Source organism: Burkholderia thailandensis E264 (assembly GCF_000012365.1).
In the GTDB taxonomy this organism is placed as follows: Bacteria; Pseudomonadota; Gammaproteobacteria; order Burkholderiales; family Burkholderiaceae; genus Burkholderia; species Burkholderia thailandensis.
Map to the genome: position 1 here is coordinate 1,060,024 of NC_007651.1, position 24,059 is coordinate 1,084,082.

A 24,059-nucleotide genomic window follows, 5' to 3' on the forward strand; every position below is an offset into this window, starting at 1 on the left:
CGTATCGGCGTCCTGCGCCGCCCCCGGTACAATGGGCGCTTCCGATTTTTCTCCGCCGTCTTCCCCATGTCGCTTTATTCCATTACCGGCGCGCAACTCGCGTTCGGCCACGTCGCGCTGCTCGATCACGCGGATTTTTCGCTCGAAGCCGGCGAGCGCGTCGGGCTCATCGGCCGCAACGGCGCCGGCAAGTCGTCGCTGCTGAAGATCGTCGCCGATCTGGCGAAGCCCGACGACGGCCTCGTCACGCGGCAGCAGCATCTCGTGACGGTCTACGTGCCGCAGGAGCCGGAATTCGTCGCGGGACAGACGGTGTTCGACGCGGTCGCGTCGGGGCTCGCCGACACGCGCGCGCTGCTCGCCGAATACGACGAGATCGCGCACCGGCTCGCGGACACGCCCGAAGGCGCCGAGCACGACGCGCTGCTCGCGCGGATGAACGCGCTGCAATCGTCGCTCGACGCGACGGACGCGTGGAACTGGCGCACGCGGGTGGCGACGACGCTCGCGCAGATCGGGCTCGACGGCGACGCGAGGATCGATGCGCTGTCGGGCGGGATGCAGAAGCGCGCGGCGCTCGCGCGCGCGCTCGTCGTGCAGCCGGACGTGCTGCTCCTCGACGAGCCGACCAACCATCTCGATTTCGACGGCATCCGCTGGCTCGAGGAACTGCTCGTCGCGCAGCGCGCGGGCCTGTTCTTCATCACGCACGACCGCGCGTTCCTCGATCGCGTCGCGACGCGCATCGTCGAGCTCGATCGCGGCCGCCTGCTGTCGTATCCGGGCAACTTCTCCGCGTATCAGACCCGCAAGGCGCAGCAGCTCGAAGTCGAGCGCGTCGAGAACGAGAAGTTCGACAAGCTGCTCGCGCAGGAGGAGGTGTGGATTCGCAAGGGCGTCGAGGCGCGGCGCACGCGAAGCGTCGGCCGCGTCGCGCGGCTCGAGCAGATGCGTCGCGAGCGCGCGGAGCGCCGCAACGCGCAGGGCAACGTGAAGCTCGACGTCGCGCAGGGCGAGAAATCGGGCCGGATTGTCGCGGAGCTGACCGACGTGACGAAGCGCTACGGCGAGCGCACGGTCGTCGACCGCTTCTCGAGCACGGTGATGCGCGGCGACAAGATCGGCTTCGTCGGCCCGAACGGCGCGGGCAAGACGACGCTGCTCAAGCTGATTCTCGGCGAGCTGACGCCGGATGCGGGCACGGTGCGCATCGGCACGAACCTGCAGGTCGCGTACTTCGACCAGATGCGCGCGCAGCTCGATCCGGAAAAGAGCCTTGCCGACACGATCAGCCCCGGCAGCGAGTGGGTCGAGATCGGCGGCGTGCGCAAGCACGTGATGAGCTATCTCGGCGACTTCCTGTTCGCGCCCGAGCGCGCGCGCTCGCCCGTCAAGTCGCTGTCGGGCGGCGAGCGCAACCGCCTGCTGCTCGCGCGCCTGTTCGCGCGGCCGGCGAACGTGCTCGTGCTCGACGAGCCGACCAACGACCTCGACATCCCGACGCTCGAGCTGCTCGAGGAACTGCTGTCCGACTACGACGGCACGGTGCTGCTCGTCAGCCACGACCGCGCGTTTCTCGACAACGTCGTCACGTCGGTGATCGCGTCGGAGGGCAACGGCCTGTGGCGCGAATACGTCGGCGGCTTCACCGACTGGCAGATCCAGCGCGAGCGCGCGCAGCGGATCGCCGACGAGGAGGCGGGCAAGCGCGCGGCGAAGGAGCCGGCGGCCGCGAAGGACGACGCGCCGAAGAGCGCGGCGGGCCGCAACGCGCAGCGCACGGTGAAGCTGTCGTTCAACGAGCAGCGCGAGCTCGACGCGCTGCCGGAGCGGATCGCCGCGCTCGAGGCCGAGCAGAAGGCGGTGGGCGCGCAGCTCGAGGACGGCTCGATCTTCTCGAAGGACCCGCAGGAGGGCGCGCGCCTGACCGAGCGCTTCGCGGCGCTCGACGACGAACTGCTCGCCGCGCTCGAACGCTGGGAGGCGCTCGAAGCCAAACGTAAGCCTTCATGAGTTCGCCGTTGCGGAACCAGTAAAATACGCCGCGTTCCGGGCGGCATGCCGCCCGCTTTCGAAGCAATGCGAGCACGCCATTGTTTCGACTCGGATTTTTATCGAATTCAACGTTTTGTCCACGACGTTATCCACACGAGCTGGGGATAACGTCAAGGTGAATGACGAACCTGAGCTTCTATGTCCACGAAAAAGCCCGCAGCGGCCTATAGCGAAGCATCGATCAAGGTGCTGAAGGGCCTCGAGCCCGTCAAGCAGCGGCCCGGCATGTATACGCGCACCGAGAATCCGCTGCACATCATCCAGGAAGTGATCGACAACGCGTCCGACGAGGCGTTGGGCGGTTTCGGCAAGCAGATCACGGTCACGCTGCACCCCGATCAATCGGTGTCCGTCGAGGACGACGGGCGCGGCATTCCGTTCGGGCTGCATCCGGAGGAGAAGGTGCCCGTCGTCGAGATCGTGTTCACGCGGCTGCACGCCGGCGGCAAGTTCGACAAGGCGAAGGGCGGCGCGTATACGTTCTCGGGCGGCCTGCACGGCGTCGGCGTGTCGGTGACGAACGCGCTCGCGACGCGGCTCGACGTGACCGTCTGGCGCGACGGCAAGATCGCGCAGCTCGGCTTCGCCGACGGCGACGTCGTCAAGCCGCTCGCGACGCAAGGTGCGGGCCGCGGCGAGAAGAAATCCGGCACGCGCGTGACCGTGTGGCCGAATCCGAAGTACTTCGATTCGCCGAACCTGCCGCTCGGGGAACTGCAGCGGCTGCTGCGCTCGAAGGCGGTGCTGCTGCCGGGCGTCGAGGTCGTGCTCGTCAACGAGAAGACGGGCGAGCGGCAGAGCTGGAAATACGAGGATGGCCTGCGCGGCTATCTGCTCGACGAGATGAACGGCAGCGAGCTCCTGATCCCGCTCTTCGAAGGCGAGCGCTTCGCCGATTCGCGCTCGGGCGACGACACGTTCGCCGAGGGCGAGGGCGCGTCGTGGGTCGTCGCGTGGAGCGAGGAAGGCTCGCTCGTGCGCGAGTCGTATGTGAACCTGATTCCGACACCCGCGGGCGGCACGCACGAATCCGGCCTGCGCGACGGCCTCTATCAGGCGGTGAAGAGCTTCGTCGAGCTGCACAACCTGCAGCCGAAGGGCGTGAAGCTGCTCGCGGAGGACGTGTTCGCGCGCGTGTCGTTCGTGCTGTCGGCGAAGGTGCTCGATCCGCAGTTCCAAGGGCAGATCAAGGAGCGCCTGAACAGCCGCGACGCGGTGAAGCTCGTGTCGTCGTTCACGCGCCCGGCGCTCGAGCTGTGGCTCAATCAGCACGTCGAGCACGGCAAGAAGCTCGCGGAGCTCGTGATCAAGCAGGCGCAGGCGCGCACGCGCGCGGGCCAGAAAATCGAGAAGAAGAAGAGCTCCGGCGTCGCGGTGCTGCCCGGCAAGCTGACCGATTGCGAAACCGAGGACATCGCGCGCAACGAGCTTTTCCTCGTCGAGGGCGATTCGGCGGGCGGCTCGGCGAAGATGGGCCGCGACAAGGAATATCAGGCGATCCTGCCGCTGCGCGGCAAGGTGCTCAACACGTGGGAGACCGAGCGCGACCGCCTGTTCGCGAACAACGAGGTGCACGACATCTCGGTGGCGATCGGCGTCGATCCGCACGGCCCGGACGACAGCGTCGACGTGTCGAACCTGCGCTACGGCAAGATCTGCATCCTGTCGGACGCGGACGTCGACGGCGCGCACATCCAGGTGTTGCTGCTCACGCTGTTCTTCAAGCATTTCCCGCAACTGATCGAGCGCGGCCACGTGTTCGTCGCGCGGCCGCCGCTTTTCCGGGTCGACGCGCCCGCGCGCGGCAAGAAGCCCGCGCAGAAGCTCTACGCGCTCGACGAGGGCGAGCTCGAGGCGATCCTCGACAAGCTGCGCAAGGACGGCGTGCGCGAATCGCAATGGACGATCAGCCGCTTCAAGGGCTTGGGCGAGATGAGCGCCGAGCAGCTGTGGGACACGACGATGAACCCCGACACGCGCCGCCTGATGCCCGTCGCGCTCGGCGAGCTCGACTTCGAGGCGACGGTGGCGCGGATGACGATGCTGATGGGCAAGGGCGAAGCCGCCGCGCGCCGCAACTGGCTCGAGGAAAAGGGCAACGAAGTCGAAGCGGATATCTGAGCGCGGCCGGGCGCGCGCCCGGCTACGCACGCATCGCATATACGGACACGAAATCTAGATGGACGACAATACTCCCGATCTTTTCGCCGAGCCGGCCGCGCCCGAGGGCGATTTCCTCACGCTCGGCCGCTACGCGGAGCGCCAGTATCTCGACTACGCGGTGAGCGTCGTCAAGGGGCGCGCGCTGCCCGACGTGAGCGACGGCCAGAAGCCCGTGCAGCGCCGGATTCTCTACGCGATGAACGAGATGGGCCTCGGCGACAACGCGAAGCCCGTGAAGTCCGCGCGCGTCGTCGGCGACGTGCTCGGCAAGTATCACCCGCACGGCGACCAGTCCGCGTACGACGCGCTCGTGCGTCTCGCGCAGGATTTCTCGATGCGCTATCCGCTGATCGACGGGCAGGGCAACTTCGGCTCGCGCGACGGCGACGGCGCGGCGGCGATGCGCTACACCGAAGCGCGCCTCACGCCGATCGCGAAGCTCCTCCTCGACGAGATCGACGAGGGCACGGTCGACTTCATGCCGAACTACGACGGCTCGTTCGACGAGCCGAAGCTGTTGCCGGCCCGGCTGCCGTTCGTGCTGCTGAACGGCGCGTCGGGGATCGCGGTCGGTCTTGCCACGGAGATCCCGTCGCACAACCTGCGCGAGGTCGCGGCCGCCGCGGTCGCGCTGATCCGCCATCCCGCGCTGCCGCACGCGGAGCTGATGCAGCTCGTGCCGGGGCCGGACTTTCCGGGCGGCGGCCAGATCATCTCGAGCGACGCGGAGATTTCCGCCGCGTACGAAACCGGCCGCGGCAGCCTGAAGGTGCGCGCGCGCTGGAAGATCGAGGATCTCGCGCGCGGCCAGTGGCAGCTCGTCGTCACCGAATTGCCGCCGAACACGTCGTGCCAGAAGGTGCTCGAGGAAATCGAGGAACTGACGAACCCGAAGCTCAAGGCGGGCAAGAAGACGCTCACGCAGGAGCAGATCAACACGAAGAAGACGATGCTCGATTTGCTCGACGCGGTGCGCGACGAGTCGGGCAAGGACGCCCCCGTGCGGCTCGTGTTCGAGCCGAAGACGCGCACGATCGATCAGACCGAATTCGTGAACTCGCTGCTCGCGCACACGAGCCTCGAATCGAACGCGGCGCTCAATCTCGTGATGATCGGCGAGGACGGGCGGCCCGCGCAGAAGGGGCTCGCGTCGATCCTCGGCGAATGGGTGCGGTTCCGCCAGGCCACCGTCACGCGGCGCTGCCGCCACCGGCTCGGCAAGGTGAACGACCGGATCCACATCCTCGAAGGGCGGATGATCGTCTTCCTGAACATCGACGAGGTGATCCGCATCATCCGCGAGGCCGATGAGCCGAAGGCCGCGCTCATCAGCGCGTTCGGCCTCACCGAGCGGCAGGCCGACGACATTCTCGAAATCCGGCTGCGCCAGTTGGCGCGGCTCGAGAAGATCAAGATCGAGAAGGAGCTTGAAGAGCTGCGCGCGGAGAAGGCGAAGCTCGAGGAACTGCTCGCGAACGAGAGCGCGATGAAGCGGCTGATGATCAAGGAGATCGAGGCCGATGCGAAGCAGTACGGCGACGAGCGCCGCACGCTGATTCAGCAGGAGAAGCGCGCGACGTTCGAGGCGAAGGTCGTCGACGAGCCGGTGACGGTCGTCGTGTCGCAGAAGGGCTGGGTGCGCGCGTTGAAGGGCCACGGGCTCGATCCGGCGAGCTTCTCGTTCAAGGCGGGCGACGGCCTGTACGCGGCGTTCCAGTGCCGCACGCCTGACACGCTGATCGCATGGGGCAGCACGGGCCGCGTGTATTCGGTGGCCGTCCAGGTGCTGCCCGGCGGGCGCGGCGACGGCGTGCCCGTCACGTCGCTGATCGAGCTCGAATCGGGCTCGCATCTGCTGCACTACTTCGCGGCGCCCGCCGAGCAGCCGCTCTTGCTCGCGTCGAGCAACGGTTTCGGCTTCATCGCGAAGATCGGCGACATGGTGAGCCGCGTGAAGGCGGGCAAGTCGTTCATGACGATCGACACGGGCGCGGCGCCGCTCGCGCCGATGCCGGTGCTGCCGGATGCGTCGCAGGTCGCGTGCCTGTCGAGCGGCGGGCGCCTGCTCGTGTTCGGCATGGACGAGATGAAGACGCTCTCGGGCGGCGGGCGTGGCGTGATCCTGATGGCGCTCGACGCGAAGGAAACGCTCGTGCAGGCGCTTGCGATCGACGCGGCGGGCGTTGTGCTGACGGGCACGGGCCGCGGAGGCAAGGCGCAGGAAGAGGCGCTCGCGGGCGGCGCGCTCGAGCCGCACGTCGGCAAGCGGGCGCGCAAGGGGCGTGCGCCGGACACACGGCTGAAGGTGAGCGGGCTGCGCCCGGTGCTCGGCTGAGCTTGCCGGGCCGCGCGGAGCCGCGCTGACGGGGCGTGAGCCGGGCGGCGCGCTAGGGCGGCGCGTCGGGCGGGCGTCGGTGAGCGAGGCCTTTGCTTTGCGCCGCTCCGCTCCGCGAGCGTCGACCGAGTTTGCGGTTGGCAAGCCGTGACGGAGTACGCTGCCGCGAGCCGCGCGCATCGCCTCTTGTCATCGTTCGTCATCTTTTTCGATCGGGACTAGGGCGGTGCGTGCCGCGCGCCGACACAAACTTACACGCCCATCGCGCTTGCCCCCAATCGCTCGGCATTCGAACCCGCGCATCGCCGGTTCGCACGCAATCGGGGCGAACGAGCGAACGACACGCCGCTAAGGCTGCGCACCGATAAAACACAACCCGCGCACATTGCGCTGAACCGCCATGCGTCACGGCTGTCGAACGCGATCGACGTCTCGCGCGCGGTGCGTTCCAGCAGCGCACCGGTCACCCGAAAACTAAAAAGGATCCCCCATCATGTCTCACGCTATCGCCGTTGCCTTGTTTCTTCATCTGCTGGCGGTTGCCGTGTGGGTCGGCGGCATGGCGTTCGCGAACTTCTGCCTGCGTCCCGCGCTGTCGGACCTGTCGCCGCAGTTGCGCCTGCCGCTCGTCGAGGCCGTGTTCGGCCGCTTCTTCAACTGGGTCGCGGGCTCGGTGATCGTGATTCTGCTCACGGGCGGGTTCCTGCTCATGCAATTCGGCGGCGCGCATGCGACGTGGCCGCTGCACGCGATGGCCGGGCTCGGCGTCGTGATGATGCTGATTTACGGGCATATCCGCTTCGCGCTGTTCCCGCGCATCCGCCGCGCGGTGCAGGCGCAGAACTGGCCGGACGGCGCGCGCGCGGTCAATGCGGTGCGCCTGCTCGTGATCGTCAACCTCGTGCTCGGCGTCGTGACGATCGGCGCGGCCGTGCTGTCGCGCGGCTTCTGACGTGCGGCTTCTGACGTGCGCGGGCGCGCCGTGCACAGCCGGTCTCGTTCACGGCCGCTGCAGCAGTCGCGGCCGTCGCAATCGCCGCCGCGCGCATCATGCGGCGAGCATCGTCTCCAGCAGCCATGAGCCGGCTGGCCCGAGCGGCTGGCCGCGCGACCACACCGCATCCACCGGCACGCGCCGCGGCCAGCCGCGCGCATTGAGCTCGACGAGCCGCTCGCGCGCGAAGTGCTCGACCATCCAGCGCGGCAGTTCCGCCCAGCCGAAGCCCGCCACCGCCATTTCCATCAATTGCAGGTAGCTCGGCGCGAGCCAGCAGCGCCGTCCCGCGACGAGCCCCGTTTCGATCCGCTCGCCGCGCGGCGCGACGTAGGTATTCAGGCGCAGCTCGCGCGCGTCGTGCAGCGCGGCGAGCGGCACTTCGGCGTCGCCATGCGCGGCGAGCGGGTGCTGCGGGCCGACGTAGAGCCCGATTTCCGAGCGCTCGGCGACCGTCGCCGTGCCGATGTCGGGCGGGTAGGTGCTGCGCGCCGCCATCAGCCCGAGCTGTGCGCGGCCTTGCTGGATCAGGTCGAGCACGTCGTCGTGCTCGGCGATCTGGCATTCGAATTCGAGCGTCGGAAAGCGGCGGTCGAGCGCCGCGAGCGTTTCCTCGTACCGGCTCGATTGATAGGTGTCCGACACGACGAGCGTGAGGCGCGCTTCCTCGCCGCCCGCGAGGCGCGCGGCGACCTGATCGATCGCCTCGCTCGCCTCGAGCACGCGCTGGACTTCGGGCAACAGCGCGCGGGCGGCGTCGGTCAGCGTCGGCTGGCGCGTCGAGCGATCGAACAGCGTGACGCCGAGATCGATCTCGAGGTTCGCGATCGCTTCGCTGACGGTCGATTGCCGCTTGCCGAGCTTGCGCGCGGCGGCCGAGAACGAGCCGAGGTTCGCGGCCTCGGCGAACGCGAGCAGCGCTTCCGGAGAGTGGCGCATCGCGAATGCTCCTTTGATGTATCGGAAAAACCGATCATATCAAACTGGATGAATACGGTTAATCCGATGAAAATGGTGCCATCTCGTTGACTGATGGAGCTTCACATGCAAATGCAAATGGCCAAACTCGTGCCGGGGAAGACGCTGACCGAGCGCCTCGTGCACGCGCTCACGTTCGAAGTGACCGCGATCGTGATCTGCGCGCCGATCGTCAGTTGGGTGCTGGGTCTTTCGCTCGTGCATGTGGGGGCGCTGACGGCGGCTGTATCGGTGATCGCGATGGGGTGGAACGTCACGTTCAATGCGCTGTTCGAGCGGATCGAGCGCCGCTACCGGCTGACGCGTACGCTCGCGGTGCGCGCGGCGCACGCGATCGCATTCGAGCTCGGCCTCGTCGCGATGGCCCTGCCGCTCGCCGCGTGGTGGCTGGAGATCAGCCTGCTCGAGGCGCTGTTGCTCGATTTCGGCATTCTGCTGTTCTTCCTGCCGTACACGTTCCTGTTCAATCTCGGCTACGACCGGCTGCGCGCACGCTGGATTGCGCAAAGGGTGGTGGCCTGACGATGATCGGAATCCGAATCTTCTTCGATGGTCCCTTTCGAAAGCCGGCGCGATGCCGGCTTTTGTTTTTGGTGCGGCCGGTATAGGCACGGCCGGTATAGGCACCACCGGTATAGGCACGGCCGGTCCGGGCGTGACGCGCGAATGCGCGTCGTGCCGCATCGAAGCGTTGACTGATACCGGCGCGCGCGGACCGTGAGCGGCGGCGGGCACGACGCGATTCATCTGGCGAAGCATTGCCCGAGTGCGATGGTGTTCATTCCGTGCGTCGGTGGACTGTCGCACAGCGAAGCCGAGGATGTGCTGCCCGGCGACGCGACGCGCGGCGCGAACGTGCTGCTCGGCGCGGTGCGCGATCGTGCGGGCATCGCCGGGCGATGAGTGCGGGTGCGGCGAATGTCAGGGGCTGGGGACCGGAAGGCGGCGCGTCGAACCGGCCGGCTCTCGTCGATGCGATGGGCCGCGGCGAGAGCGATGCCGATTCGATGATTGCGCGAGCGTCATGCATGTTCCGGCTTGGAGCGCCGGCCATCGAAGGCGGACGCCGGTGCTGAACGCTGAGTGCCGAACGCCGAACGCCGAACGCCGAATGCGGCCCGCCCCCCACAAACCGATAACGGGCGACCCGCTCTCCGCCCATGCGACCCGAGGAAATCGAGATGCTGACGTACTTCCATCCCGACCAATCGCTGCATCATCCGCGCACGTACTTTTCGCGCGGCAGGATGCGCACGCCGCAGGAGGTGCCCGAGCGCGCGGCGCAACTCGTCGCGGCCGCGCTCGCGATGGGTTTTTCCGTGCGCGAGCCGGACGACTTCGGCATCGCGCCGATCGCGGCCGTGCACGACATGAGCTACCTGCGCTTTCTCGAGACCGTGCATCGCGAATGGAAGAAGATGCCGCAGGACTGGGGCGATGAAGCGATGTTGAACATCTTCGTGCGAGCGCCGAACGCGCTGCGCGGCATGCTTGCGCAAGCCGCCCGCCATCTCGCGGACGGCAGTCGCCCGGCCGGCGAGCACACGTGGCGGGCCGCGTACGGGTCCGCGCAGAGCGCGCTCGCCGCGGCGGCGGTGCGCGACGGCGCGCCCGAAGCGTACGCGCTGTGCCGGTCGCCGGGCCACCATGCGCGCGCGGACGCCGCGGGCGGGTTCTGCTATCTGAACAACGCGGCGATCGCTGCGCAGGCGCTGCGCGCGCGCCACGCACGCGTCGCGATCCTCGACGCCGACATGCACCACGGGCAGGGTATCCAGGAGATCTTCTACGCGCGGCGCGACGTGCCGTACGTGTCGATCCACGGCGATCCGACGAACTTCTATCCGGCCGTGGCGGGCTTCGACGACGAGCGCGGCTCGGGCGACGGCTACGGCTACAACGTGAATCTGCCGATGCCGCACGGCTCGGGCGAGGCGGCGTTCTTCGAGCGCGCCGACGATGCACTGCGCGAACTGCGGCGCTTCGCGCCGGATGCGCTTGTGCTGTCGTTCGGCTTCGGCATTTATCGCGACGATCCGCAATCGCAGGTTGCTGTGACGACGCCGGGTTTCGGCCGGTTAGGCAACCTGATCGGCGCGCTGCGGCTGCCGACCGTGATCGTGCAGGAGGGCGGCTATCACATCGAGCGCCTCGAGGCGAACGCGCGGTCGTTCTTCGACGGATTCGGCGCGATGGGCGCTTGATGCGGCGTCGAGACGCACGCAGCCGAAGGCGTGCGGCCGGCAACGTGCGTTCGGCGCGACATGCGTTGTGGCGACGCGCATCGAGCTGCGCATGCGAAGCGGTAGCGGCGCGAGAAGCGGCAAAGCGGCAAAGCGGTGGAGCGCACCGTAGCGGCACGACGAGCGGGCAGTGGCGAGCGGAACGTCAGGGGGCAACGGCCGCGGGGTGACGTGCGGCGATCGAATGCAACACCCGAGCGCTGCCATCCAGCACGGCGACGAAGCGCGGCAAAGCTCGGCAGCCAGGCGCGACATCGGCGCGCCCGGCCGGCACGCCGCCACTCGGGCGAAGCGCGCTCATCCGTGCGCGGCGAGGAACAGCCAGACGCCGCACGCCGCCGCCACCGCGCCGTACAGCGCATAGACGGGTACCTTGAATCGCGCGAGGCACAGCCACGCGATCGCGCCTGTCGCCCAATACACGGGCTCGGCGGGCGTTTTCGCGACAAGGCGCACGGCCGCGATCGCGAGGAATGCGGTGGTGGCCGCGCGCAGCACGCGCATGCCGCTCGCGAAGCGAGGATGCAGCTTCAGCCGTTCGACGTGCTGCCGCGCGAAGATGACGAGACAGCCGGACGGCACGAACAACGCGATGGTCGACAGCAGCGCGCCGCGCCAGCCGTCCTCGAGATAGCCGAGGAACGGCACGACGTTCAGAAGCGGTCCGGGCGACACGGGCGATAGCGTGAACGCGAGCATGAAGTCCTGCTCGGTGATGCCCGTCGCGCGCGTGACGAACAGCGATTTCAGCACGGGCAGCGCGGAGAAGCCGCCGCCGAAGAGCGTCATGCCGGCGCCCGCGAGCCGCGGCCAGAGCAGCGACGATTCGTATTTGATCGGCAACGGCAGCGCGAACAGCGCGATCAGGAGCGCGAGTGACGCCAGCAGCCGCCATTCCCGCGCGCGCAGCGCGAGCCGCAGCGCTTCGCCTTGCCGCCGGCCGCTCGCGAGCCAGCCGACCCCGAACGCGGCGGCGAGGATCGCGACGAACGCGGCGGGGCTGTGCGCAAGCCCGAGCAGCACCGTCGCGAGCGCGGCGATCGCGCGTTCGAGCGGCGCGTGAACGAGCGCGCGGACCTGCCTGAACCAGGTGAGCCCGATCAGCGCGGCGAGCACCATCGAGAAGTGATGCAGCAGCACGGGCGACGCGAGCGAGCGCACGAGCGGCGTCTGATAGAAGATCGCGAACACCGTCATCGCCGCGAAGAACGGCAGCACGCTCGCGATGCCGGCGATCCACGCGCCCGCGCGGCCGCGCAGCGCGTGGCCGACCTGGACCGCGACGTTGCAGCCGACGGGGCCGGGCATCATCCACGCGAGCGCGACGAGATCGGCGAACGACAGCGGATCGATTCGCCGCTCATGCTCGACGTAATGCCGCTCGAGCTGAGCCATCATCGCAAGACCGCCCCACGACACGGCGGACACGCCCGTCACGGTCTTGAACAATGCCCACAGCGATTCCCGATCGCCGCAATAGGCGGCTTGCGCGCTTGCGATTGTCATGGTCGGTGTCCAGTGCGCTCGCGGCCGCACGCGCGGCCACGTGTGCGTCGCACGTTTCATTGTGCACCCGGAAATTCGTTCGTTGTATGAGCAAAAACGAGTAGGCGGCGCATGGCCCGGCGCACGCCGTCGCGGCGCAGATCGGGGGCGCCGTTTAGTCGCTGCCGAACGACTGTTTGGCGGGGCTCGCGGCGTCGCGGCGGGCCATGGACGCGCGGTCGCCGCCGCAGACGCCGAAGCGCGCGAGCAGGGCCGGAATGCCGTCGGAGGGCACCGGCCGCGAGAACAGGAAGCCTTGGGCCTCGATGCGCCCGAGCGCGGCGAGCCACGCGATCTGCTCTTCGGTCTCCGTCCCCTCGACGACGACCGTGAGCCCGAGCGAGCGCGCTAGGTGCACGATCGACGACACCATCACGCACACGCTGCGGTCGGCCGGAATCGCTTGGATGAACGACCGGTCGACCTTCAGCGTATCGACCGAGAAGCGGTGCAGATAGGACAGCGACGAATAGCCGGTGCCGAAATCGTCGAGCGCGACGCGGATACCGAGCTTCTTCAGCGCGACGATCTTCTCCGACACGAGCTCAGGGTATTCCATCATCGCGGTCTCGGTGATCTCGAGCTCGAGGCGGCGCGCCTCGATCCCGGTCTCGACGAGCGCGCGCGAGATCGTGTCGATCAGGTCGCCGCGCCAGAACTGCACGGGCGAGATGTTGACGGCGAGCGTGAGCTTGTCGTGGCCTTCGTCGCGCCAGCGCGCGAGCTGCTCGCACGCGGTGCGGATCACGAAGTCTCCGATCGGAACGATGAGCCCGGTCGATTCGGCGATCGAAATGAATTCGTTCGCGGAGATCACGCCGTGCTCCGGATGGTCCCAGCGCACGAGCGCCTCGAAGCCGGTGATGCAGCGGTACGTGAGATCGATCTTCGGCTGGTAGGCGAGGAACAATTGCCCGTCCGACAGCGCGACGCGCAACTGCTGCTCCCAGCGCATCAGGTGATCGGCGCGATGCGACAGGTGCGGCGCATAGAACTGGTAGCAGTTCTTGCCCGCGTCCTTGGCGCTGTACATCGCGAGATCGGCCTTCTTCAGCAGGTCGATCTCGCTCTCGTTCTCGACCGAATGCAGCGCGATGCCGATGCTCGCGTGCAGCACGAACGAGCTGCCGCGCACGTCGAACGGCTCGGCGAACATCCGCACGATCGCCTCGGCGAGGCGCTCGGCGCGCCGCTCGACGTTCTCGCCCTTCACGACGACGACGAACTCGTCGCCGCCGATGCGCGCGAGCGCGCCTTCGTTCGTCACCGCGTCGGACAGGCGCGCGGCCGTCATCTGCAGCACGATGTCGCCCGCGTTGTGGCCGAGCGTGTCGTTGACGGTCTTGAAATTGTCGAGATCGATGAACAGGATCGCGAGGCGCGACAGGTTCGACGGCAGCGCGACGTCGTTGCGCAGGCTGCGCAGCGTCGCGTAGCGGTTCGCGAGCCCCGTGAGCAGATCGAACTCGGCGAGCTGCGTCATTTCGCGCTCGCGGCCGAGCAGCTTGCCGATCAGGCCCGTCGCGACGCCGAAGAACGCGAGCATCGCGAGCGTGATGAAGCTCGTCATCAGCAGGTAGACGTTGCGCGTGTGGTGATAGTCGGCGAATTCTTCCGCCTGCGACAGGCCGACCATCACGCCGAGCGGATAGCCGTCGAGATGGCGATACGACACGATGCGCCTGATGCCGTCGATCGGATCGACATAGATGCCCGACGCGCGCTCCGACACTGGATAGACGCCCGACGCCGAGAACGTGCCGGGCGACTTCTGCGTGGAGCCCGTGCTGCGCGCGAGCACGGCGCCGGTATCCGAGATCACGGCGATCACGCCGTCCTTGCCGAGCGTCGCGTTGTTGTAGAAGTCGTTCGTGAAGTAGGTCGGGTCCTCGGACACGACGACGACGCCGGCGAACGAGCCGTCCGGATGGTTCAGGCGCCGCGTCATCTGCAGCGTCCAGTGGCGCGACACGCGGCCGAACACCGGCTTGCTGATGTAGAGATCGTCGTCGTTGCGCTGCATGTGCACCCTGAAGTGCTCGCGGTCGGACAGGTCGATCGGCTTCGGATGCAACTCGGCGGTGTTCGCGATCAGCCGGCCGCGCGCATCGAGAATGGACACCTGGATCAGCGTGTCGCTCGGCACGACGCCTTTCTCGACCGTGCGCGCGAGATTGAAGCGGGCGGGCGACTTCTCGAATTCGTATTTGACGAAGCGGGTGATCTGGTCGACCTGATGGATCGCCTTGACCGTGTGCTGCTCGAGCGCCGTCGACAGGATCGCGGCCGACGCGCCCGCGTCGCGGAACGCGCTTTCCTTCTCGACGGACAGGCGCGCGATGATGGCCACCCACAGCAGCGCGAGCGCCAGCGTGCCGAGGAGCGGGATCGCGAACAGCGCGCGCCGGCGGCGCGACTTGCGTGTCGCGCGCACCGGCCGCGCGGCGCGGGCGGCGTGTGACCGAGACGAACTCATCGGACGAAAGGTGTCCTTGCGCGCATGGGCGATCCGACAGGATAACCGAGTAAACGGGCCGATAAAGAAGACAATAGACGAGGCCCGATATTACTGAATGGTCGGTCTTTGATTTAGCGTGGGCAGGATATCGCTAACCGGGGGAAGAGGGTGCGGCCCCGCGCGCGGCCCGCGCGGGGCCTCGGTCGCGCGGCCGGCGCGGCCGGGCGAAAACGGCGCTCAGCGCAGCCGGATGGCGCCGTCGACGAGCGTGACGGCGGCGCCGCCGATCCAGATCTTGCCGGCGTCGTCGTAATCGACCGAGATGCGGCCGTCGCGGCCGAGCGCCGTGCCCTGGCGCGCGGTATAGCGGCGGCCCGGGCGGCGGCCCGCTTGCGCGAGGACGCCCGCGATCGCCGCATTCGCGCTGCCCGTCACCGGGTCTTCGCCGGCGCCGAACGCCTCGCCCGTCATCAGGCAGCGGACCTCGAACGTCGCCGGCCCGTCGGCGGGATGCGGGCCGTATGCGGCGAGGCCGGCCGCGCCGAGCGCGGCGACGATCGGCGCGAGGGCCGCGTGGTCCGGCGCGAGCGCGAGGCAGTCGGCGGCCGACGCGAGCCGCACGACGAGCCACGGCGCGCCGTTGTCGACCGCCTGCGGCGGCACGTCGAAATCGATCGCGCCGGTGCGCAGCGCGGCCGCGAGCGCGGGCCACTCGCGCTCGGCAAGCGGCGTCACGCGCGCGGGCGGTGCGGCGAACGCCCAGCCGCCGTCACGCTCGGCGAGCTCGACGAGCCCCGCGCCGCATTGCTGGACGAGCCGCCCGGGCACGCGCGGCTGCGCGCCCGCGTCGAGAAACGCGTGCGCGGCGCCGAGCGTCGGATGGCCGGCGAACGGCAACTCGCCGCCCGGCGTGAAGATGCGCACGCGATAGTCGGCGGCGGGATCGGTCGGCGCGACGAGGAACGCGGTCTCGGACAGGTTGGTCCAGCGCGCGATCTCGAGCATGTCGGCGTCGGACAGCGCGTGCGCGTCGAATACGACGGCGAGCGGATTGCCCTTGAACGGCACCGACGTGAACACGTCGACCTGCTTGAAGCGCACCGCGCCCGGAGCGACGGCCATCGCGGTTGCCATCGCGTTACGCGACTTCGGCGATCAGCTCGATCTCGACGCACGCGCCGAGCGGGATCTGCGCGACGCCGAACGCCGAGCGCGCGTGCTTGCCCGCGTCGCCGAACACCTCGGCGATCAGCTCCGACGCGCCGTTCGTCACGATGTGCTGCTCGGTGAACTCGAGCGTCGAGTTGACGAGGCTCATCACCTTGACGATGCGCTTGATCTTGTTCAGGTCGCCCGTGTGCGCGTGCAGCGTCGCGAGCAGGTCGATCGCGACCGCGCGCGCGGCTTCCTTGCCTTGCTCCGTCGTGACGTCGAGGCCGAGCTTGCCGGCCCAGACCTTGCCGTCCTTCTTCGCGATGTGGCCCGACAGATAGACGGTGTTGCCGCTTTGCGCGCTCATCACGTAGGCGGCGGCGGGCGCACCCGCGACCGGCAGCTCGATGCCGAGTTCCTTCAGTTTGTCGTAGACGTTTGCCATGTGATTCGTATCCTCGTGAGTTCGTGAGTCAATCAATCGTGAATGCGTGAACGGACGAAAGGCGTCACAGACGCTCGCGCAACAGCTTGCCGAGCCGCGCGACGCCTTCCTCGATCTTCTCCGGCGGCACCGTGACGAACGACAGCCGCAGCGTGTTCTGCTGCGCATCGTTCGCGAAGAACGGCGCGCCCGGCACGAACGCGACGTTGTTCGCGACCGCCGCATCGAGGAGCCGCATGCTGTCGATCTGCGCGGGCAGCTTCACCCAGATGAACATCCCGCCTTCCGGGCGGTTCCAGCTCACGCCTTCCGGCATGTGCCGCGCGAGCGACGCGAGCATCGCTTCGCACTGCGCGCCGTAGAGCTTGCGGATCGTCGGGATGTGCGCATCGAGGAAGCCGTCCTGGATCACTTCGTAGGCGATGCGCTGCGTGAGCGACGGCGTGTGCAGATCCGTCGCCTGCTTCGCCTGCACGAGCTTGAAGTGCAGCTCCTCGGGCGCAATGATATAGCCGATCCGCAGGCCGGGTGCGAGCACCTTCGAGAACGTGCCGAGATGGACGACGTGATCGGGCGCCATCGACAGCATCGTCGGCAGCGGCTCGCCCGCGTAGTTCAGCGCGCCGTACGGATCGTCCTCGAGCACCGGGAACGGGCTCGTCTGCGCGAAGGCGGCGAGCGCACGGCGGCGCTCGACGCTCAGGCGGCGGCCCGTCGGATTCTGGAAATTCGGTTGCGCGTACAACAGTCGCGCATCCTTCGTCAGCTCGGGCGTGAGCGCGTTGGGCACAAGGCCCGCGTCGTCGGTCGGCACCTGCACGTAGATCGGCTCGTAGAGCGAGAACGACTGCAGCGCGCCGAGGTAGGTCGGCGTCTCGACGAGCACGCGGCTTTGCGGATCGATCAGCACCTTGCCGAGCAGGTCGAGCGCCTGCTGCGAGCCCGTCGTGACGAGCACCTGCGTCGTGCGCACGCGATAGCGCTCGGCGATCCATTCGCGCAGCGGCAGGAAGCCTTCGGTCGCGCTGTACTGCAATGCGGCGGCGGGCGAATCGCGCAGCACGCGGTCGGCGGCTTCGCGCATGCGCTCGGCGGGGAACGTCGCGGGCGAGGGCAGCCCGCCCGCGAACGAGATCACCTCGGGGCGCTCGGTCACTTTCAGGATTTCGCGGATCGCCGAGCTCGTGAGCTTGCGTGCGCGTTCGGACAGGGTCCATTGGGGCGGCTTGAGATCGCTCGGATTCATGGTCTCCTCGGTCGGTGTCATGGGTCGTTCGGATGAAAGCGTCGATTATCGCTCGTCAAATCACACGGCGCGAGCCGGTAGCGGCGCGCGGCGCACGGCGGCGCGGCGGCCGAGCACGACGGTCGCGATCACGGCGGCGGCGAACAGCCAGGTCGACGGCGAAACGGTTTCGCCGAAGAACAGCGCCGAGAACGCGATCGTGAAGAAGATCTGCAACAGCTGCACTTGACCGACGCGCGCGATGCCGCCGATCGCGAGGCCCGCGTACCACGCGAAAAAGCCGATGAACTGCGAGAACAGCGTCACGTAGCCGAACGCGAGCCACACGCGCGTCGACACGGGGCCCGGATGCGCCGCGTGGTGCGCCCAGGCGAGCCAGCCGACGGGTAACACGAGGAACGGCGCGGACACGACGAGCGCCCAGCAGATCACCTGCCAGCCGCCGATCTCGCGCGCGAGGCGCGCGCCTTCCGCGTAGCCGAGCGCGCCGATGCCGACCGCGACGAGCATCAGCAGGTCGCCCGGCTGCAGCGCGCCGCCGCCGTCGCGCAGCGCGAACGCGATCACGAGCGCGCTGCCGAGCGCCGCGCTCGCCCAGAACGCCTTCGACGGCCGTTCGCGCGCGAGCCACGCCGCATACAGCGCGACGAGGAGCGGCTGCAATCCGTTGACGACCGCGCCGTGCGCGGCGGGCACGGTCTTCATCGCCCATGCGGAGAACACCGGAAACGCGATGATCACGCCCGCCGACACGACGGCGAGGCTCTTCAGTTGCGCGCGGGTCGGCCGGCGCTCGCGGCGCAGCCACAGCAGCAGCCCGGCCGGCACGGACGCGGCGAGCGCGCGCCCGAGTCCGTTCAGGAGCGGATGGAGCTCGGTGACGACGATGCGCGTCATCGGCAGCGTCAGGCTGAAGATCATCACGCCGATCAGGCCGAGCAGCATGCCGCGGGTTTCGCGCGAATCCATTGAAGTGTCTCCATCGATATGTCGGGTTTCTGTCGGAGGGCGGGGCGGGCCGCGCTAGCGCAGCGTGCGCGCGCCCTTCGGCGTGTCGAACTCGGCGGCGAGCGCGGGCGTCTCGCCCGCATCCAGGTCGAGCAGGTGAGCGGCGTTCAGCCACGCGAGCTGCTCGCGCACCGTGTCCGCGTGCGGATGCGCGGCTTTCAGCGCCTTCAGCGCGACGCCGCCGTGCGGCAGCGCATCGGACGGGTGGCGCGCGTCGTTCCACTGGATCAGCGACGGCAGCACGCCGTCGCCCGCGCCTCGCCACGCGGGCAGCGCGCCGTCGTCGGGTACCGTCAGCCGCCAGCCGAAATCGTCGCGCGTCATCGGCACGACGCGCGCGATGCGCGCCGGATATTGGCGCTGCCACAGCTCGAGCTGGCGCGGGCGGTCGACGCGCGCGACCCAGTGCGCGAGGTATGGGCCTTGCTCGAGGCGCGCGTGCGTCGCCGGGGCGTCGAGGCCGAACAGGCACGGCCGCGGCCGGCCGTCGGCGGGCCGCGGCGCGCCGGGGTCGGCGGCGATCACTTCGAGATACGCGCCGCCCCACAGGCCGAACAGGCGGTTGTGCGTGCGCATCGACGGATGCGCGCCGCCGCCCGCGGGCTCGATGCCGAGCGTGTCGGCGACGTACGCGACGCCTTCTTCGAGCGTGCGCGCGGCCACGACGAGATGATCGAGTTTCAGTGAGTGGGCTGCCATCGGACGAAATGCAAGGACATCGGAACCGGTTTTCAACGCGCGCGTGCGCCACCGCGCCGCATCGCCGCCGAAAAACTGTAATCGCGGCGACCGGCACAGTAACGGTACAATCGCCGCGATACTCTTCGGTACAGTTGGAGGCCCGCGATGTCCACCGTCCCGCTTGCGCAGATTCCCGCGCCGCACGATACCGCGACGCTCACGCTCGTCGATCAGCTCGTGCAGTGGGCGCGCCGCCGGATCGACGAGCGCGTGTTCCGGCCCGGCATGCGGATGCCGTCGATCCGCAAGCTCGCGATCGACAAGAGCGTGTCGCGCTTCACGGTCGTCGAGGCGTACGAGCGGCTCGTCGCGCAGGGCTATCTCGATTCGCGGCGCGGCTCAGGCTTCTACGTGCGCGAGCGCGCGCCGGGGCCGCAGCCCGCCGGCGCGTCCGGCGGCGGGCGGGCGCAGCCCGTGCACAACACGATCGACGTCGTCTGGCTGCTGCGCAACATGTTGCACACGGTCAGCCCGGAAAAGGGGCCGGGGCTCGGCTACCTGCCGGGCCGCTGGCTCGACGGCGAGCTGATCACGAGCGCGTTGCGCGCGCTCGGCCGTCAGTCCGGCGCGCAGATGCTCGGTTTCGGCAGCGCGCAGGGCTTCCTGCCGCTGCGGCAGCAGCTTCAGACGCGCCTCGCCGAAATCGAGATCGGCGCGACGCCCGAGCAACTCGTGCTCGTGTCCGGCATCACGCAGGCGATCGACCTGATCGCGCGCCACTGCGTGCGGCCGGGCGATGCGGTGATCGTCGGCGATCCGGCCTGGTTTCAGATGTTCGGCCGCTTCGCGTCGCAGGGCGCGCAGCTCGTCGGGATGCCGTACACGCCCGACGGCCCCGATCTCGACGCGCTCGAGACCCTCGTGCAGATGTGGCGCCCGAAGATGCTCGTGATCAACTCGGTGCTGCACAATCCGACGGGCACGTCGCTGTCGGCCGCGCAGGCGTTCCGGATTCTGAGGCTCGCGGAGGCGTACGATTTCCTCGTCGTCGAGGACGACGTCTACGGCGACCTGTGCCCGCCGAGCTATCCGGCGACGCGCCTGGCGAGCCTCGATCAGCTCAAGCGCGTGATCTTCCTCGGCAGCTTCTCGAAGACGCTCGCGGCGAACCTGCGAGTCGGCTACATCGCGTGCGCGCCGGAGCTTGCGAAGGCGCTGACCGATCAGAAAATGCTCGTCGGGATGACGACGCCCGAGCTCAACGAGCGCGTGCTGTACAAGGTGCTGACGGAAGGGCATTACCGGCGCCACGTCGAGCGGCTGCGCGCGCGGCTCGACGGCGTGCGCGACAAGACCGCGCGGATGCTCGAGCGCACCGGCATGCGGCTCTTCACGATGCCGGCGGCGGGGATGTTCCTGTGGGCGGACACGGGCGTCGATTCGGACGCGCTCGCCGCGGCCGCGCACGAGGAGGGGTTCCTGCTCACGCCGGGGAGCCTCTTCTCGCCGCAGCAGTCGCCTTCGACGTGGACGCGCTTTAACGTCGCGAACTGCGGCGATCCCGCGTTGCCCGCGTTCCTCGGCCGCTATCTCGACAGCGTGAACCGCCGCGCCTCTTGAAATGTCCGCATGCGCCCCAACATGGGGCGCGGTCGAGCGTTGCGGCGCGTGGCACGCCGCCGTCGCGCGCCGGCTCCGATGGGGTCGTGAATCGAAACTGTCTGTCGTATTGACGCAATCAACAGGTAAATCAAGATGACTCAGCAAACCATGAGCTTTCAGGCAGAGGTCAAGCAGCTCCTCCACCTGATGATTCATTCGCTTTACAGCAACAAGGAAATCTTCCTGCGCGAACTCGTGTCCAACGCGTCCGACGCCGCTGACAAGCTCCGTTTCGAGGCTCTGGAAAACAACGCGCTGTACGAGAGCGATCCGAACCTGCGCATCCGCCTGTCGTTCGACAAGGCCGCGCGCACGCTCACGATCGACGACAACGGGATCGGCATGAGCCGCGACGAGGCGATCGCGAACCTCGGCACGATCGCGCGCTCGGGCACGAAGGAGTTCTTCTCGAAGCTCTCCGGCGACCAGCAGAAGGACGCGGCCCTCATCGGCCAGTTCGGCGTCGGCTTCTACTCGGGATTCATCGTCGCGGACAAGATCACCGTCGAGACGCGCCGCGCGGGCCTGCCCGCGTCCGAGGGCGTGCGCTGGGAGAGCGCGGGCGAAGGCGACTTCTCGGTCGACACGATCGAGCGCGCCGCGCGCGGCACGACGATCACGCTGCATCTGCGCGAAGGCGAGGACGAGCTGCTGTCGTCGTATCGGCTGAAATCGATCGTCCAGAAGTATTCGGATCACGTCGCGCTGCCGATCCTGATGAAGAAGGAAGAGTGGGATCAGGAAAAGGGCGAGATGGTCGAGAAGGACGAGGACGAGACCGTCAACCAGGCGAGCGCGCTGTGGACCCGCGCGAAGAGCGACGTCACCGAAGAGCAGTACAAGCAGTTCTACCAGCACGTCGCGCACGATCACCAGGACCCGCTCGCGTGGACGCACAACCGTGTCGAGGGCCGCAGCGAATACACGCAACTGCTGTTCGTGCCGTCGCACGCGCCGTTCGACCTGTGGAACCGCGACTATCGCGGCGGCCTCAAGCTGTACGTGAAGCGCGTGTTCATCATGGACGACGCCGAGCAACTGCTGCCGCAGTACCTGCGCTTCATCAAGGGCGTGGTCGATTCGTCGGATCTGCCGCTGAACGTGTCGCGCGAGATCCTGCAGGAAAGCCGCGACGTGAAGGCGATCCGCGAAGGCGTGACCAAGCGCGCGCTGTCGATGCTCGAGGAGCTCGCGAACGCCGAGGACGATGCGGGCAAGGAGAAGTACAAGACGTTCTGGAGCGCGTTCGGCCAGGTGCTGAAGGAGGGCGTCGGCGAGGATCACGCGAACCGCGAGCGCGTCGCGAAGCTGCTGCGCTTCGCGTCGACGCACGGCGACACCGACGCTCAGGACGTGGCGCTCGCCGATTACGTCGCGCGGATGAAGCCCGAGCAAACGAAGATCTACTACGTGACGGCCGACACGTGGCAGGCCGCGAAGAACAGCCCGCATCTCGAAGTGTTCCGCAAGAAGGGCGTCGAGGTGCTGCTGCTCACCGATCGCGTCGACGAATGGATGCTGTCGTTCCTGCACGAGTTCGACGGCAAGCCGCTCGCGAGCGTCGCGCGCGGCGATCTCGATCTCGGCGCGCTGAACGACGACGAGAAGAAGGCGCAGGAAGAGACGGGCGAGGCGATGAAGCCTGTCGTCGACAAGATGAAGGAAACGCTCGGCGGCAAGGTGAAGGACGTGCGCGTCACGTTCCGGCTGACCGATTCGCCGTCGTGCCTCGTCGCGGACGACAACGACATGAGCGGCTACCTGCAGCGGATGCTGAAGGCGGCGGGCCAGAACGCGCCGTCGTTCCAGCCGATTCTCGAGATCAATCCGGAGCATCCGCTCGTCAAGGCGCTGAAGGCCGACGGCGCGGATTTCGGCGACTGGTGCCATCTGTTGTTCGATCAGGCGCTGCTCGCCGAAGGCGGCGCGCTCGAGGACCCGGCGAGCTTCGTGAAGCGGACCAACGCGCTGTTGCTGTCGCGCGCGGCGTGATGGCGCGGATGCGTTTCGACGCGGCCGATGCGCACTGGCGCGAGACGCCGCGCCCCGGCGCGTCGGGCGCGCAGAAGGACTGGCTCACGCGCGGCGGCTCGCTGACCGCGCACCTCGCGCGGCTCGGCCGCGTGACGGTGCGCGTGACGCGCGAGGCGGTCGCGACGCCGTGGGCCGACGAGCGCGGCGCGCTTGCATGCGCGCCGCGCGCGCCGGTGTGGGTGCGTGAAGTCGTGCTCGCGGTCGACGGCACGCCGTTCGTCGCCGCGCACAGCATCGCGCCGCTCGCCGCGAGCAAGGGCGTGTGGCAGGCGATGCGGCGGCTGCGCACGCGCCCGCTCGCGGAATTGCTCTATAGCGATCCGGAGGTGACGCGTTCGGCGCTCGTGAGCCGGCGCGTGATCGCCGGGCATCCGTTGTTCGCGCTCGCGTCGCACGCGCTTTCGCCCGGGCATGCGACGCCGCACGCGTTCGCGGCGCGCCGCTCGGTGTTCGAGCGGCGCGGCACGCCGCTGATGGTGACCGAATGCATGCTGCCTGCGCTGTGGCGGCATCTCGACGCGCACGGCGAGCGCCGCGCGCGCGACTTCGAGGGGGCGTGATGCTGCGCGGTTTTCCCCCCGTCGTGTCGCCCGACACGCACACGCTGATTCTCGGCAGTTTTCCCGGCGAGGCGTCGCTCGCGGCCGCGCAGTACTACGCGCATCCGCGCAACCAGTTCTGGCGTCTGTTGGGCGTCGTGCTCGACGAGGCGCAACTTCATGCGCTGCCCTACGACGCGCGGCTTGCGCGCGTGCTCGCGCACGGCTTCGGCATCTGGGACGTGCTCGCCGCATGCCATCGCGAAGGCAGTCTCGATTCGGCGATCCGCCATGCGAAGCCGAACGACTTCGATGCGCTGCGCGAAGTCGCGCCGAAGTTGACGAAGGTATGCTTCAACGGCAAGACGGCGGGGCGCTTCGAGCCGACGATACGCGCGGCGGGGTTCGATACGCTCGTGCTGCCTTCGTCGAGTCCGGCGAATGCGACGCTGTCGTTCGAGCAGAAGCGGGCTTGCTGGCAGCGCATCGTCGCCTGACACGCGACGCGCGACGCGCGACGC

At 68.5% G+C, this 24,059-nt stretch carries 18 protein-coding genes and 1 pseudogene; 11 read left to right on the forward strand and 8 right to left on the reverse strand.

What is annotated here, in order from left to right; genetic code table 11:
- The first annotated feature begins 66 nt into the window (after positions 1–66).
- The 4 genes from BTH_RS17000 to BTH_RS17015 all read left to right on the forward strand — a co-directional run bounded on the left by BTH_RS17000 (position 67) and on the right by BTH_RS17015 (position 7,505).
- Positions 67–2,013 carry an ATP-binding cassette domain-containing protein gene (locus BTH_RS17000; protein ID WP_009892384.1) on the forward strand — a complete coding sequence of 649 codons (1,947 nt, stop codon included), beginning with the start codon at positions 67–69 and terminating at the stop codon, positions 2,011–2,013.
- Between the two features lie 180 nt (positions 2,014–2,193).
- Positions 2,194–4,176, forward strand: a complete 1,983-nt coding sequence (parE, locus tag BTH_RS17005; RefSeq protein ID WP_009892383.1) for a DNA topoisomerase IV subunit B — start codon at positions 2,194–2,196, stop codon at positions 4,174–4,176.
- Between the two features lie 58 nt (positions 4,177–4,234).
- On the forward strand, positions 4,235–6,553 hold the full coding sequence (parC, locus tag BTH_RS17010; protein ID WP_009892382.1) for a DNA topoisomerase IV subunit A: 2,319 nt from the start codon (positions 4,235–4,237) through the stop codon (positions 6,551–6,553).
- A 493-nt stretch (positions 6,554–7,046) separates the two neighbouring features.
- Complete coding sequence (locus BTH_RS17015) at positions 7,047–7,505, forward strand: CopD family protein (protein WP_009892381.1); 459 nt, start codon at positions 7,047–7,049, stop codon at positions 7,503–7,505.
- A gap of 96 nt (positions 7,506–7,601) precedes the next feature.
- Here BTH_RS17015 and BTH_RS17020 read toward each other — a convergent pair whose 3' ends face one another.
- A complete protein-coding gene (locus BTH_RS17020; protein ID WP_009892380.1) occupies positions 7,602–8,486 on the reverse strand; it encodes a LysR family transcriptional regulator in 885 nt (294 codons plus the stop codon).
- 105 nt (positions 8,487–8,591) lie between these two features.
- On the opposite strand from BTH_RS17020, the gene BTH_RS17025 reads away from it, so the two are divergent.
- From BTH_RS17025 to BTH_RS17035, 3 genes and pseudogenes are all read left to right on the forward strand, one after another.
- The gene (locus tag BTH_RS17025; protein ID WP_009892379.1) at positions 8,592–9,047 is read left to right on the forward strand and encodes a multidrug/biocide efflux PACE transporter; all 456 of its coding nucleotides are present in this window, start codon (positions 8,592–8,594) and stop codon (positions 9,045–9,047) included.
- A gap of 177 nt (positions 9,048–9,224) precedes the next feature.
- A pseudogene (locus BTH_RS17030) lies at positions 9,225–9,428 on the forward strand (M20/M25/M40 family metallo-hydrolase); the annotation flags it as partial.
- 278 nt (positions 9,429–9,706) lie between these two features.
- The gene (locus BTH_RS17035) at positions 9,707–10,729 is read left to right on the forward strand and encodes a histone deacetylase family protein (protein WP_009892377.1); all 1,023 of its coding nucleotides are present in this window, start codon (positions 9,707–9,709) and stop codon (positions 10,727–10,729) included.
- Positions 10,730–11,065: 336 nt separating this feature from the next.
- Here BTH_RS17035 and BTH_RS17040 read toward each other — a convergent pair whose 3' ends face one another.
- The 7 genes from BTH_RS17040 to BTH_RS17070 form a co-directional block, all read right to left on the reverse strand.
- Positions 11,066–12,274, reverse strand: a complete 1,209-nt coding sequence (locus BTH_RS17040) for a chromate transporter (RefSeq protein WP_009892376.1) — start codon at positions 12,272–12,274, stop codon at positions 11,066–11,068.
- A gap of 154 nt (positions 12,275–12,428) precedes the next feature.
- On the reverse strand, positions 12,429–14,789 hold the full coding sequence (locus BTH_RS17045; protein WP_011401913.1) for a bifunctional diguanylate cyclase/phosphodiesterase: 2,361 nt from the start codon (positions 14,787–14,789) through the stop codon (positions 12,429–12,431).
- 219 nt (positions 14,790–15,008) lie between these two features.
- Positions 15,009–15,893 carry a PhzF family phenazine biosynthesis protein gene (locus BTH_RS17050; RefSeq protein ID WP_009903654.1) on the reverse strand — a complete coding sequence of 295 codons (885 nt, stop codon included), beginning with the start codon at positions 15,891–15,893 and terminating at the stop codon, positions 15,009–15,011.
- A 16-nt stretch (positions 15,894–15,909) separates the two neighbouring features.
- Positions 15,910–16,368, reverse strand: coding sequence for a RidA family protein (locus BTH_RS17055; protein ID WP_009892373.1), 459 nt, complete (start codon positions 16,366–16,368; stop codon positions 15,910–15,912).
- A gap of 64 nt (positions 16,369–16,432) precedes the next feature.
- Entirely contained in the window at positions 16,433–17,614 is a 1,182-nt protein-coding gene (locus tag BTH_RS17060; protein ID WP_009892372.1) for a PLP-dependent aminotransferase family protein, read from the reverse strand.
- A 60-nt stretch (positions 17,615–17,674) separates the two neighbouring features.
- Entirely contained in the window at positions 17,675–18,583 is a 909-nt protein-coding gene (locus tag BTH_RS17065) for a DMT family transporter (RefSeq protein ID WP_009892371.1), read from the reverse strand.
- Positions 18,584–18,637: 54 nt separating this feature from the next.
- Positions 18,638–19,321 carry a VOC family protein gene (locus BTH_RS17070; protein WP_009892370.1) on the reverse strand — a complete coding sequence of 228 codons (684 nt, stop codon included), beginning with the start codon at positions 19,319–19,321 and terminating at the stop codon, positions 18,638–18,640.
- A gap of 147 nt (positions 19,322–19,468) precedes the next feature.
- On the opposite strand from BTH_RS17070, the gene BTH_RS17075 reads away from it, so the two are divergent.
- From BTH_RS17075 to BTH_RS17090, 4 genes are all read left to right on the forward strand, one after another.
- The gene (locus tag BTH_RS17075) at positions 19,469–20,923 is read left to right on the forward strand and encodes a PLP-dependent aminotransferase family protein (protein WP_009892369.1); all 1,455 of its coding nucleotides are present in this window, start codon (positions 19,469–19,471) and stop codon (positions 20,921–20,923) included.
- Positions 20,924–21,058: 135 nt separating this feature from the next.
- On the forward strand, positions 21,059–22,957 hold the full coding sequence (htpG, locus tag BTH_RS17080) for a molecular chaperone HtpG (RefSeq protein WP_009892368.1): 1,899 nt from the start codon (positions 21,059–21,061) through the stop codon (positions 22,955–22,957).
- Positions 22,957–23,559 (forward strand): chorismate--pyruvate lyase family protein, encoded by a 603-nt coding sequence (locus BTH_RS17085; protein WP_009892367.1) that lies wholly within the window; start codon positions 22,957–22,959, stop codon positions 23,557–23,559. The genes htpG and BTH_RS17085 overlap by 1 nt, the downstream gene beginning before the upstream one ends.
- Positions 23,559–24,035: a DNA-deoxyinosine glycosylase gene (locus tag BTH_RS17090; RefSeq protein ID WP_009892366.1), complete on the forward strand. Its 477-nt coding sequence runs from the start codon at positions 23,559–23,561 to the stop codon at positions 24,033–24,035. Before BTH_RS17085 ends, BTH_RS17090 begins: the two co-directional genes overlap by 1 nt.
- Positions 24,036–24,059 lie beyond the last annotated feature (24 nt).